Below are 12,309 nucleotides of genomic sequence, written 5' to 3'. Positions count from 1 at the left end.
CATTCTTTGTTTTTTTCCTCCGCTTTTTTCGCCTTATTAAAGGAATAAGCTTGTGCCAGTTAAAGCCTCATATTTTTTAATGGTGGTGATTTGGTCTACAACCCCTCTAGGTATTGTTTGGAGTAGTGAAACCGTTGCGCCCACATTGGCAGTCTTGTTAAGAATGCTGGTGGGTCTTGTGCTTGCTGCATTGGTGGTTGCTATCGCTAATATCCGAGTGCCTTGGCATCGTCGCGCCTTATTCTTATATGCATACTCGAGTATCGGCATATTTGGGGGCATGCTACTGAGCTATATGGCCGCCAAAACAGTGCCTTCTGGCTTAATATCGTTAATGTTTGGTTTAGCACCTATTTTATCGGGATTACTGGCGCAGAAAATTTTAAATGAGCCAAAATTCAGCACTCTAAAACTCGCTTCACTTGGGTGTGCACTAATCGGTCTTTTTTTAGTAAGCCAGCGTCATATTCAAGGTGGGGTAGAGCAGCTAAGTGGGTTGCTGTATGTATTTATGGCGGTGTGTTTTTTCAGCCTAAGCGGGGTGATGATCAAACGTGTTCGAATCGCTATTCACCCAATGGCGACGACATTCGGTGCTTTAGTCTTTGTAACGCCTTTATTTTTTATAACCTGGTTATTGGTTGATGGTCAACTCAATAGCGAGCTTTGGAGCGTAAAGTCGCTTTACTCGATTGTGTACTTAGGAGTGTTTGGATCGTTAATCGGTGCATTGGCGTATTTTCATGTTTTGCAAAAACTGAATGCCAGCACGGTAGCCCTGACCACCTTAATTACACCAAGTTTTGCTATTGCAATTGGCGGAATATTTAATAATGAGCCGATTGATCAAGCACTGATTGTTGGCGCAACTGTCATTATGATTAGCTTGGCGTTTTTTCAATTTGGTGACAAGTGGCTTAAGCGCTTTAAACGCGTTAAGCCAATTAAAATGAATTAGCACTGTAGTCGCCGTATAACGGCGACTACATTTTTGCAATTTGAATAACCAAGCGACGGTTTGTATTTCGCCCTAAAATATTGTCATTAGTGGCAACATGGCGTTTTTCACCAAACCCTTCGGTATCCACTTTATTTTCATCGATGCCTAAGCTCACAATATACTCTTTGATTGCTTTAGCCCGCTTTTTAGAAAGCTCAAGGTTATTCCAACGACCACCGTAGCTATCGGTATAAGATGAAATTGAAATAGCAGAAATACTGGTGTCATATTTGAGGTATTCGGCTATTTTATCTAATCGTTTTTGAGATGATTTTGTCAGCTTACTGGAGTTAGGTTCATAGTTCATTACCGTGAATGAGATATCTTCAAAGCTGTAAGGCAGCATGGCATCTCGGCATTGTAAAAAAGCCCAATAAGCTTGTTTAAAATTAACACTCGACAAGCCTACGGCAATTTTATCGGCACGGTTTTGCCAATCTTGGTAATAAAAAGTAGGCTGATAGCCTTTTTCGAGCTCTGTCAGCATTTCCCAAGCCGTTTTATTGCCTAGCTCACCGTCAAATTTACGTAATAATTTCATATTCGCAATATCGCGTGCTGGTAGGCCTGCACGCCAACTGGGCGGCACAGCTTTTAAACCAGCAATACTGTAATTTTCTGGACGTACAACCATGTCGAGATTAAAGTTGACGTCTTTATTCTTGCTGGCAGAAGTGCTAAAAATGGCTTCGCCATAAAAAGGAACTTCATGATTTAATTGGCATTCTAAGCGCGATGTTTTAACCATTTGCCAATTTGAAGTATCTGCGGTAGCAGTGTATTCGCGCATGGCACTGCTTGCATGCGTGGCTGCAAACGTTGTTAAAAGGCCGAGGCTTAAAGAAAGTAATGAAAGCTTCATCACAGTAAATCTCCAACAAATCATCAATGCCAAATAATTGGCAAGTTTTATAGCAAGCAGTCCAAAACTGCCTGACAGCGTGTTAGCTCATTAAGTTAAAGCAATTATTGTGCCTAAAAACCCTGTAAGAATCTGTGATTTAATCGCTTTTGCTCTAGCAGAGCAGCTGTGGTTTTTGACATAATAGCCAGCTTACACTGGCAAACCAAGAAGACTATGGAAAATACTGAACAAACTCTTTTCGCAAAACGCTTTCGTGGCTTTTTCCCCGTGGTTATTGATGTTGAAACGGCAGGGTTTAATAAAGACACTGATGCGTTACTTGAAATCGCTGCTTCTGTTTTAAAAATGGATGACGATGGAGTGTTAAGCATTGACCATACGGTGCATTTTCATGTTGAGCCATTTGAAGGCGCGAATATAGAGCAGGCTGCGATTGATTTTAATGGCATAGACCCATTTTCGGCGTTACGCGGTGCGGTGCCTGAAGAAGAGGCCATTAAAGAAATCTGTAAAGCCGTACGTAAAGCACAAAAAGCGGCAGGTTGTCAGCGCTCAGTGGTGGTTGCGCATAATGCGGCTTTTGATCATGGCTTTTTAAATGCGGCGATAGAGCGTTGTAAAATTAAACGCACACCGTTTCATCCGTTCGTGAGTTTTGATACGACCTCTCTAGCGGGGCTTGCGTTGGGGCAAACTGTATTAGCGAAAGCCTGTCGTGCAGCGGGTATTGAGTTTGATAATAAACAAGCCCACTCAGCGCTCTATGATACAGAGCGCACAGCAGAATTATTCTGTCTAATTGTTAATCGTTGGCAACAACTAGGCGGATGGCCATTGCCAGAGCAAGCTGAAGAGAATGAAAAGCCAGACTCAGCCGCTAAAACGACTGAGTAATTTTCCCTTCGAAGTATCGCACTAAGTGGGGAGGGTAAATACGTGAAAAATGTTTACTCTCTTGTGCTATTTTTAGCTCAACGCCCGGATGCATTAACTCATTCACTTTTAAGCGACTGGTTGCCAACAAACGCGCAATCTTTTGCTTAACAAGGTATTTCTTTTTCTTAGTGCTTGCGGTTTTAATTTTTATTTGTTGTTCACTGGCCGTTATTTTATTGATGTAATGCGCACGTTGAGCTGCATTGGTTATTTTATTCGCTTTTTTTCGAGCTTGTTGTAAGGCGGCTGCTTTACTGGCAAGCAGCTTTTCAAAGTCATTGATTTGTTGTTGCTTTTGTCTTAAATCATGCCAGTACTGCGCTATAAAGACACGGGTTGTAGTGCCTGATGGCGCACCTAGTTCACCGGTTTCGATACGCATTGCATCTAAAATATTCCCGCCAATAATTTTGCCGCGAGGGTTATTCGCTTTACCGACACGAATTAGACGACGTGCACTTAAATCACAGTGCAGAGCTTGACGCTCTATAAACAGATCTTGCTCACTTTTAATATGGCAAAACTGTGCATACCCAACCGAAATAGTGCGTGTTGCGCTTATATTGCATGTAAAGTGATCTTCATTTTCTCGGTGCCGGCCAATGGCCCCGAGCATAATAGTGACTTCGCTTTTACTTTCGATTGTTGCTGATTCAACAAATCCCAGTACTGTAATATCACCTGTAGCTTTAACGCACATACCATCTTTAACATCGCCACTAATGATAACACTGCCATCAAACTCAACATGGCCCGTACTGATATCAACATGATGAAAACACAACACATCGTCTACGCGCATGCCGCGGGGCAGTGCAACGGGCACCCCTTTGGTGTCGGCAATGAGTAAATTACTGTTCATCGGATCAAGGCGGGTCCCTTCAAAGGGCTCTAGGGGGTAATCTTTACCTGCTTGCGCGGGTAAAGTATCGCCAAATACAGTAAAGCCATTTTCACCCGCAGTTGCAGGAATACGTTGCATAAGTGGCGCACCGGGCTTAACCGTGATAATCGCGCCCAAGTTTCGCATATCAACCTTGCCACCCGATGTGGCTTGTGGGCTAAGAACGCGATCTTGTGCTGTTGAACATAATCGGACAAACCGTGCATCGTTCCCATCTTTTGGGTTACGGCCATGCGCAACAATAGCACTGTAGTGCGCACCAGCAGGTTGTTTAAACTGCTGACCTAAAAAAGTATCAAGCGCAGGGTGACTTATGCCGCTCTTAACTCCCGCAGCAGATAGCGCTGCTTGTGCATCATCCATACTCACAACTTTGCCACCACGTGCTGTTGTCAGGCTCGCTTCTGCAATCATATTTTTTTCATCAACGGTGATTTCAATATGTGCATCAACGGCTTTTGCAACAACCAATGATTGATTTTGATATTGACTGCTAGGTGTAAAAAGTTTGCCAATATTAGCATCAACAAGTTCACAGTCTGCGTAAGACGATTGCTCAATTAACTCAATGAGTTGTGAACTCGTTATGGGAAAGCCAGCATCGCGCGGATGCTCACACAAGGATACATATCCACTTTGCTCATCGAACAAAAACATCGACATCAAGTAAGTCCTGTAAAAGAGGCCTGTTATTATTATTTTTTCGTTGCTACAGGATTGTTTTAAGAAGAGGTAACAACGTCTCCCATTTCAGCACAACTTTTGTATGATGTTAAGAACTTGTATGCTTAATATGTGAAAATTCGTATAAAAACTGACTTTTCCTGTTTGGTTTTTCAGCACTCAAAGGGGTTATGCCAAAATAACCTGATTAATGCCTTGAGTATAAAGGGTTTACTCAGTTATACTTCACGTACACTCTGAATGAGATACCAAATTCAGGGGCTGATTAGGATTCGACGGAATTCAAGACGCCCGAGGTGCATGTCGAGGTGCGGTTGGCCTCGTAAAAAAGCCGCAATTTAAAGTAATCGCAAACGACGATAACTACTCTCTAGCAGCTTAGGCTGGCTAGCGCTCCTTCCATGTATTCTTGTGGACTGGATTTTGGAGTGTCACCCTTACACATGATCGCGACGGAAACCCTGGCCGGGGTTGAAGCGTTAAAACTAAGCGGCCTCGCCTTTGCAGATCGTGTTCGTCCGAGCTGTAAAGGTTAACTAAAAGACGATACTAAGCATGTAGTACCAAAGGTCGAGGCTTTTCGGACGGGGGTTCAAATCCCCCCAGCTCCACCAAACATAAAAGGCCGCTCTCAGAGCGGCCTTTTTTATTGCCTAAAATACACCCCTTTTTCATTGAGTCTGAAGGGGTTATTCACATTAAATCACACAACCAACTGAACGGCATCGATGATGGGTTTGTTTTCAACATCAATCGTTTCGATGATGTGTTTATGAAGGCGCTTTTTATGTTCGGCAAATATAGGGCGTTTTTTATCGAACTGGCTGGCAAATTCGAATGCGGTATTAAACAAGCTTTCGCTGTCGGGGCAGGCTTGTTCGATAACATGGTCTGCAACAAGCTCGCTTGCGGTAACCCGGCGTCCTGTCAATTTCATTTCGTTAAAGCGGTAATAAGGCATCGATTTTTTTACAAATTCAATCATGCCTGGTAAAAACGGAATCGATAAATCAACTTCAGGAAAACAGAAAAAGCCGCGGTTACTTTGCATAAATCTAAAATCGCAGGCGCACGCTAAAATAGCCCCATTACCAAATGCATGGCCATTAATAGCGGCAATGACTGGCATTGGGTAAAGTAACAAACGTTTAAATACGGCATCCATAGCGTGCATAAAACCACTTACTTCTTCATATTTTTGTGCTTTTAAAGCGGGCATTAGCCAGTCGGTGTCTATACCTAAACTCCACGATTTTTCATCACTTGAGGTAATAATCAGTGCTTTGTGTTCTGAGTTCGCTTCAATGTCATTAAGGCAATTTAAAAATGCTTCTGCAAACGTGGGGTTATGGCGGTTTTCACCTGCGGTCATTGTGAGAATGGCAACACTGCCTTGTGTGCTTACGGTTATGGGGGTCATGGTGTGCCTTTATCGTTTTCTTTTGTTATAGATATAGTTATATACCATCAGTTGCACAAAATAAACCTCTAGTCCGACCAGTTTGAGTGCTGAGGGGGTTCTCCGCTTTTAGTCGAAATGCAGTTTCAAACAGTCGCTAATACTATCTTGCCATGGTAATTTTAGTCTAAACACTCTATTTAAAGCGCGATAATGGAACTGGTAAGTTGGGATTTCTTTAGTGGGGGGTTGTTAAGCCCGATCAGCACAATTATCTTAATTATATTGGCAAGTTTTACCTCGATGGTGTCTGCTGCATTTGGTGCTGGTGGCGGGTTAATGCTGTTAGTCATTATGGCGTCAATGATGCCTATGAGTGTGGTGATCCCTGTGCACGGCTTAGTGCAGCTGGGCTCTAACGCGAACCGCTTTTTATATACTTTTAAGCATATCGATGGCGCTATGTTTTTATATTTCTCGTTGGGAGGAATCTTTGGTGCACTGGTAGCGTCAACTATCGTCACCGCTATTCCGCTTGAGTTAATGAAAATAGTGGTGGCAGCTTTTGTGCTCTATTTGCTTTGGGGTGTGACACCTAAGATCAGAGAAACATCAACGCTTTGGCGCATTTTAGCAGGGCTTTGGACCTCGTTTATTTCGATGTTTGTGGGTGCCAGTGGGCCGCTGGTTGGTAGTTGTTTGTATGTAAATAACTACAATAAACTGCAATTTACCGCGACATTTTCGAGTTGTATGACGGTGCAGCATACTTTAAAGGCTATTTTGTATGGTGCTGTCGGGTTTGCATTTTGGCAGTGGTTGCCGCTTGTAATGTCGATGATTATGAGTGGTGCAATAGGCACTTGGCTGGGTTTGAAGCTATTGCACCGTATCTCATCAGATAAATTTAAACAGATTTTTCGTTTAGTACTGACGTTACTTTCCCTGCAACTTGCGTGGCAGGGAATCTATTTTGTGTTTGCTTAGTTACCTGCTAATAGCTCGTCGAGTGGTTTGTCACCATTAAATAACTCGAATAGTTGCGATTTATCAGGTTTATGACTGGCGATATAAACCAGTGCATCAGCAACATCTTCTCGGTTTATCACGGCATCTTGGCGTGTTGCAGGACGATTTATGGTGAATAATCCAGACGCCGATTCGTTAAGGAGTGTGCCTGGTCTTACTATGCTGTAATGTAAGCCACTGTGTAGTAGATGCTCATCGGCCATGTGCTTAGCCACTAAATAGGGTTTGATGCTGCTTTCAATGCCATCGGGATCATCAGCGCCAATGGAGCTTACCATGATAAAGTGCTCAACCTGTGCATCAACTGCATAGTTAATTGCTTTTACCGCAGCCCATAAATCAATGAGCAAGGTTTTATCGGCACCGGTTGCACCACCAGAGCCGGCACTAAAAATAACTTGCTGTACCCCTGTAAGTGCGCGACTAAAATCATTTTCTAGAGCCTGCTCAACAATGCTCAGGTTTGGGTGCTCAATATCAGTCAATTTGCTTTTATCACGTACTAATGCCACGACTTCATGCTCTTGAGCGAGCATTTTTTGGGTGGTCATTTTACCTATTTGTCCGCTTGCACCTATGATTAGGGTTTTCATACCAAACTCCTTCCAGTTGCGTTAACTTTTACGTGTAACTTACTACTTTGGGGTGTGATCTTAATTTTAAAGGGACAAATTAAACTAATTTGTAATCGGCTTGAAAAAGAAGGGGACTTTTTAGCCCCCAGTCTTTTTAGATTTTATTACGAATTAGGTCGCGAATAATAAAGCGAGCAGGGTGAATTGCTTGGCTAACTCGTTCGCTAAAAGGTCTGGGTTCATTGTTCAAGCAGGCGACCAAGTGTTCGGCACACAGTGGCGCACTGCACAGACCTCTTGCCCCAAACCCTGTAAGCACATGCAAGCCTTGTTGAGGTTTTGCTAAGGGCTGATATTGGTAACGTTTTCCGAGTCTTAAATTCGCAAAGGCATTGACATAATCGTCTTGCTCCGCCCACTCGCCAGCCATTGGTAGGTGATCAATAAAGCTGCATCTTACTGCTGCTTTGGCTGCGGTAATTTCGCCTAATGATGTGGCAAAGTCACTGCCTTTATAGAAGCTAAGCAGTTGTTCTCGATTTGTTTGGTTGTCTTGCTCTTTCACTTCGCGGCTTTTTGAGTTTTTCTCAAATGTTGCCCCCATGCAGTGATGCTCTTGAAACTCAGGGGTAAAATATCCTTTATGACACAGCACCGTTTTTAATTGTTTGGATTGCTCACTTGCCTCAACATGCGATACCTGACCACGCACACCTACAACGGGCAATGCCTGGGTTTGCTTAAATTGGTCGCTATGCTCGCCCGCACATATTATTACATCGCTAAATGGACCAAATTGCTGTGTTTTTGTGTGTAACACCCAACCTGATTCTGTTTTTTCAAGTTGTTCAATATGGCAGTTAAAATGGGTTTTAATTGGATTGAGTGAGTATGCCTTATTAAAGAGGGCGGTCACTAAGGCAGGCGGGTTTACCCAGCCACCTTGTTCAAAGAATACGCCAGAGTAGCCTGTGTTTACTCCCGCAATATCATCGCCTTCAGTCGCACTGACATTGCGCATTAATTCAGTTGGCCAAAGCGCTTTGTCGGCTAAATTTTGGTGTTTATCGGCCAAGCCCTGTTTTACTGCGTGTTGCAATACACCACACCATTGGTGAGGGTAGTCGAAGCCGTCATCGAGTAATTGTTGATATAGGCGTTTTGCGTATAAAAAGCTATGCGCAAACATTTCGCTGTGCGGTGAGTTCTTGGCTTGCAGGTGCGGGTAAACAGCGCCCTGAACATTGTGTGAGGCCCCCATAGCAAGTGCGTCATCTTGGCAAAAAAGTGTCGTTGTAATGCCCCTTTTTGCTAAAGAGTACATCACACTACTACTGGCGATGCCGCCACCAATAACAGCAACGTTATTTAATGTACTTGCATGATGAGAAAAATACGCAGGGCCAGATTGCTGCTCTGTGGGTGTTGTTAAGGTGCCTATCAGCATTTCACGTTTTTTGCCGTAGCCTTTGGCTTTGGCCATAGTGAAACCGGCTTCATTTAAACCGCGTCTAACAAATCCTGCAGCTGTGAACGTAGCTAGGGTGGCATGTTCGCGTGAAATTGCACGCATCTTATTAAACACACTTTGCTGCCACATGTCGGGGTTTTTACTCGGCGCGAAACCGTCTAAGTACCATGCATCAACAACGCCTTCACGTGGATAACTCATGGTATCAATACTGTCTTGTACGTCACCAAAATAAAGGTCGAGTACGACTCGCCCGTCGGCAAATTCTAATCTGTGGCAGCCAGCAAGGTTAATGGGGTATTGAGCAATTAACTGGGCACTAAATGTGTGTAAGCTAGGCCACGCTTTTAGTGCATGGGCAAGGTCATCACGTTTAATTGGAAATTTTTCGAACGAGATAAAATGCAAGCGTCTAACCGAGCTATTGTCACTTTTATTTACACTAAGGTCGTGTTGATTTTGAACTTCTTGCTTGTCATGCTGCCTATCAAGGTGAGCAGCAAATTGCTGCCAGGTATTTAAAAAGTTAAGCCCTGTACCAAAACCCGTCTCGGCAATAACAAAATGCGCGCGGTCATGATTTTGTAATCGTTGCGAGATATTGTTTTGTTGATAAAACACATAATGCGATTCAGCTAAGCCATCGTCATTGGAGAAGTAAACATCGTCAAACTGATCGGCGACGGGTGTACCAAGGTGATTAAAATGTATATTTGCGTTTTTGATCATGGTTTAACTAAATAACTACAACTTTTTTTCATTATTTTACGTGTTTTCTTTGAAATAGTCTGGCGTTATTTATAAGCTACACATTCAGAGTACATGTGTACGCTAGAAAGCTGACCACTTAACGTGTATTTTCAGCGTAAAATAGAACACAATTTAGTATAGAGCTAAGGTAATTACCCATGAGAAGAGCCGTTATTACGGGCATCGGTGTTGTTTCAAGCATCGGTAACAACAAAGAAGAAGTATTAGAATCATTAAAACAAGGCCGTAGTGGTATCGCGTTCAACCAAGAGTTTGCTGATTACAACCTACGTAGCAACGTTTCAGGCAAAATCGATATTGATGTTAAAGAATTTGTTGATCGTAAAGCGATGCGTTTTATGGGCGATGCAGCAGCATATGCTTATATTTCAATGGCACAAGCAATTGAAGATGCAGGCCTTAATGAAGAGCAAGTTTCAAACGAACGCACTGGTTTATTAGTGGGTTCGGGTGGTGGTTCATCTAAATGGCAAGTTGAAGCCGCTGACATTCTTCGTGAAAAAGGCGTGAAGCGTGTAGGTCCATACATGGTACCGCGCACGATGGCGAGCACCACGTCGGCATGTCTTGCAACACCATTCAAAATTAAAGGTGTTAACTACTCAATTAGTTCTGCCTGTGCAACATCTGCACACTGTATTGGTCATGCGGTTGAGCAAATTCAACTTGGCAAGCAAGATGTGATCTTTGCGGGTGGTGGTGAAGAGCTTCACTGGACACTGGCGATGGAATTCGATGCAATGGGCGCATTGTCGACTAAATATAACGAAACTCCTGAGAAAGCATCGCGCACTTACGATGCAAACCGTGACGGTTTTGTTATCTCTGGTGGTGGCGGTATCGTTGTCGTTGAAGAACTTGAGCATGCACTTGCTCGTGGCGCACACATCTACGCTGAAATCACAGGGTATGGTGCAACTTCTGACGGTTACGACATGGTAGCACCATCAGGTGAAGGTGCGGTACGTTGTATGAAGCAAGCAATGCAAGGTCTTGAAGGCGGCATTGATTACTTAAATACGCACGGTACTTCAACCCCAGTTGGTGATGTTAAAGAGCTTGGCGCAATTCAAGAAGTGTTTGGCGGTAACTCACCGATGATCAGTGCAACAAAAGCAATGACGGGTCACGCATTAGGTGCGGCAGGCGTTCACGAGGCTATTTTCTCGTTGTTAATGCTAGAGCACAACTTTGTTGCACCTTCTATCAATATTGATGAGTTAGATGAGCAAGCAGAAGGTCTAAACATTGTTACTGAGCGAAAAGACGTTGAACTGAATACAGTAATGTCTAACAGCTTTGGTTTCGGTGGCACAAACGCCACACTAGTAATGAGCAAATATAAAGGTTAAACCTCTCCAGTATTTGCCAAAGCCGAGCGTTTGCTCGGCTTTTTCGTTTCTAACTCCGCACTGTATTCTTTGCCTTTTATATTTATTAAGCGTGAGTCTGTATGAGCAGTTACGCTATCCGTATAGCTATATTTTCGTTACAATAGCGCCACTTTTCTGCTTCTCGGACACACAGATGAAAATTCTTGCAGATCAAAATATGCCATTGGTTGAGCAGTACTTTGCCGATTTTGGTGATGTTGAGCGATTTGATGGCCGTAACTTACAACCTGAGCAGTTGGCTGGGGTTGATATACTATTAACTCGATCAGTGACAAATGTTGATAACGCGTTATTAACTCAGGCAGATAAGTTGAAGTTTGTTGGTACGGCAACCATAGGTGTTGACCACATTGATACTGAACTACTGGCAGAGCGCAATATTGCATTTAGCAGTGCGCCGGGCTGTAATGCCGTTGCTGTAGCAGAATATGTTATTAGTAGTTTATATGCTTTATGCCAAGAAAATGCTGAGTCACTGCAAGGTAAAACCATTGGTATTGTTGGGGTAGGCAGCATTGGTAGTTGTCTGCGTGATAAGTTAAACCTACTGGGTATGAACGTATTGCTCTGCGATCCTCCTAAGCATGAGACGGGTGAATTAGTAGAACATACTGATTTTGATACCCTTCTTGACACTGCCGATATTATTACGTTTCACGTGCCGTTGGTGAAGCAGGGGCCGCATAAAACGTTGCATATGTTAAACAAACAACGTTTAGCGAAGCTCAAAGATGGCACGACTCTTATTAATGCAAGCCGTGGTGATGTTATCGATAATCAGGCTTTGCTAGAGTTATTTGAGCAAGGAGCGAAACTTGATTGCGTGCTTGATGTCTGGGAAAACGAGCCAAATATACTCACTCCGCTACTTAATTATGTGCGTTTTGCGAGTGTGCACATTGCAGGCCATACCCTTGAAGGAAAAGCCCGTGGTACTCAAATGTTGTACCAAAAAGTGTGCGAACTTGAGGGTGTTGCAGCACTGAAGTCGCTGGAAGATTTTTTACCTGAACCAATTAGCCATGCAGTCTCGCTCGGTGAAACCTTTACGTTAGATGACATAGGCCGCTTAGTACACCTTATTTACGATGTTCGTCGTGATGATGGCATCTTGCGTAGTAAGTTAAATCAAGAAGGGTTTGATAGCCTACGGAAAAATTACCCGCCACGACGTGAGTTTAATACACTGTCGGTGGCTGCAAACAGTGCCTGTGAAGCCGCTTTAGCTGCACTGGGATTTAGAATTAACGAATAAAGTCAGTACTTTATTCATATGAGGAA

General features: G+C 43.3%; 10 protein-coding genes and 1 other RNA gene. 6 read left to right on the top strand and 5 right to left on the bottom strand.

The genetic code is table 11. The features are described 5' to 3' along the window. Positions 1-52 precede the first annotated feature (52 nt). Positions 53-958, top strand: coding sequence for a DMT family transporter (locus ACSSVW_RS08370; protein ID WP_036967245.1), 906 nt, complete (start codon positions 53-55; stop codon positions 956-958). Positions 959-983: 25 nt separating this feature from the next. On the opposite strand, the gene ACSSVW_RS08365 is transcribed toward ACSSVW_RS08370, so the two are convergent. Then, positions 984-1,862, bottom strand: coding sequence for a flagellar protein MotY (locus ACSSVW_RS08365; RefSeq protein ID WP_036967246.1), 879 nt, complete (start codon positions 1,860-1,862; stop codon positions 984-986). Between the two features lie 216 nt (positions 1,863-2,078). Between ACSSVW_RS08365 and rnt the strand changes: the two genes are divergently transcribed. After that, positions 2,079-2,759: a ribonuclease T gene (gene rnt, locus ACSSVW_RS08360; protein WP_036967250.1), complete on the top strand. Its 681-nt coding sequence runs from the start codon at positions 2,079-2,081 to the stop codon at positions 2,757-2,759. Here the strand turns inward: rnt and ACSSVW_RS08355 are convergent. Next, entirely contained in the window at positions 2,743-4,368 is a 1,626-nt protein-coding gene (locus ACSSVW_RS08355) for a DUF342 domain-containing protein (protein WP_454179143.1), read from the bottom strand. The genes rnt and ACSSVW_RS08355 overlap by 17 nt on opposite strands. Positions 4,369-4,646: 278 nt before the next feature. On the opposite strand from ACSSVW_RS08355, the gene ssrA reads away from it, so the two are divergent. Beyond that, positions 4,647-5,003: a transfer-messenger RNA gene (gene ssrA / locus ACSSVW_RS08350) on the top strand. An 89-nt stretch (positions 5,004-5,092) separates the two neighbouring features. Here ssrA and ACSSVW_RS08345 read toward each other — a convergent pair. Next, a complete protein-coding gene (locus tag ACSSVW_RS08345) occupies positions 5,093-5,809 on the bottom strand; it encodes an enoyl-CoA hydratase/isomerase family protein (protein ID WP_180310946.1) in 717 nt (238 codons plus the stop codon). A gap of 192 nt (positions 5,810-6,001) precedes the next feature. Here ACSSVW_RS08345 and ACSSVW_RS08340 point away from each other — a divergent pair, with 192 nt between their 5' ends. Further along, positions 6,002-6,775 (top strand): sulfite exporter TauE/SafE family protein, encoded by a 774-nt coding sequence (locus ACSSVW_RS08340; RefSeq protein ID WP_454179141.1) that lies wholly within the window; start codon positions 6,002-6,004, stop codon positions 6,773-6,775. On the opposite strand, the gene ACSSVW_RS08335 is transcribed toward ACSSVW_RS08340, so the two are convergent. Beyond that, positions 6,772-7,410, bottom strand: coding sequence for an SDR family oxidoreductase (locus ACSSVW_RS08335; RefSeq protein WP_454179140.1), 639 nt, complete (start codon positions 7,408-7,410; stop codon positions 6,772-6,774). The two genes, ACSSVW_RS08340 and ACSSVW_RS08335, sit on opposite strands and share 4 nt — an antisense overlap. Positions 7,411-7,546: 136 nt before the next feature. After that, positions 7,547-9,592 carry a bifunctional tRNA (5-methylaminomethyl-2-thiouridine)(34)-methyltransferase MnmD/FAD-dependent 5-carboxymethylaminomethyl-2-thiouridine(34) oxidoreductase MnmC gene (gene mnmC, locus ACSSVW_RS08330; protein WP_454179139.1) on the bottom strand — a complete coding sequence of 682 codons (2,046 nt, stop codon included), beginning with the start codon at positions 9,590-9,592 and terminating at the stop codon, positions 7,547-7,549. A 179-nt stretch (positions 9,593-9,771) separates the two neighbouring features. Between mnmC and fabB the strand changes: the two genes are divergently transcribed. Continuing rightward, positions 9,772-10,986 carry a beta-ketoacyl-ACP synthase I gene (fabB, locus tag ACSSVW_RS08325; RefSeq protein ID WP_036967312.1) on the top strand — a complete coding sequence of 405 codons (1,215 nt, stop codon included), beginning with the start codon at positions 9,772-9,774 and terminating at the stop codon, positions 10,984-10,986. Between the two features lie 175 nt (positions 10,987-11,161). Further along, positions 11,162-12,283, top strand: a complete 1,122-nt coding sequence (locus tag ACSSVW_RS08320) for a 4-phosphoerythronate dehydrogenase (RefSeq protein ID WP_036967315.1) — start codon at positions 11,162-11,164, stop codon at positions 12,281-12,283. The last annotated feature ends 26 nt before the right edge of the window (positions 12,284-12,309 follow it).

The organism is Pseudoalteromonas sp. MBR-15 (genome assembly GCF_053628915.1).
The sequence above is the reverse complement of the archived record's forward strand: the minus strand, read 5'-3'. Positions and strand labels throughout refer to the sequence as shown.

Excerpts from the sequence above, each read along its gene's own strand:
- ACSSVW_RS08365 (WP_036967246.1), bottom strand. The coding sequence starts at position 1,862 with ATGAAGCTTTCATTACTTTCTTTAAGCCTCGGCCTTTTAACAACGTTT.
- rnt (WP_036967250.1), top strand. The coding sequence starts at position 2,079 with ATGGAAAATACTGAACAAACTCTTTTCGCAAAACGCTTTCGTGGCTTT.
- ACSSVW_RS08355 (WP_454179143.1), bottom strand. The coding sequence starts at position 4,368 with ATGTCGATGTTTTTGTTCGATGAGCAAAGTGGATATGTATCCTTGTGT.
- ACSSVW_RS08345 (WP_180310946.1), bottom strand. The coding sequence starts at position 5,809 with ATGACCCCCATAACCGTAAGCACACAAGGCAGTGTTGCCATTCTCACA.
- ACSSVW_RS08340 (WP_454179141.1), top strand. The coding sequence starts at position 6,002 with ATGGAACTGGTAAGTTGGGATTTCTTTAGTGGGGGGTTGTTAAGCCCG.
- ACSSVW_RS08335 (WP_454179140.1), bottom strand. The coding sequence starts at position 7,410 with ATGAAAACCCTAATCATAGGTGCAAGCGGACAAATAGGTAAAATGACC.
- mnmC (WP_454179139.1), bottom strand. The coding sequence starts at position 9,592 with ATGATCAAAAACGCAAATATACATTTTAATCACCTTGGTACACCCGTC.
- fabB (WP_036967312.1), top strand. The coding sequence starts at position 9,772 with ATGAGAAGAGCCGTTATTACGGGCATCGGTGTTGTTTCAAGCATCGGT.
- ACSSVW_RS08320 (WP_036967315.1), top strand. The coding sequence starts at position 11,162 with ATGAAAATTCTTGCAGATCAAAATATGCCATTGGTTGAGCAGTACTTT.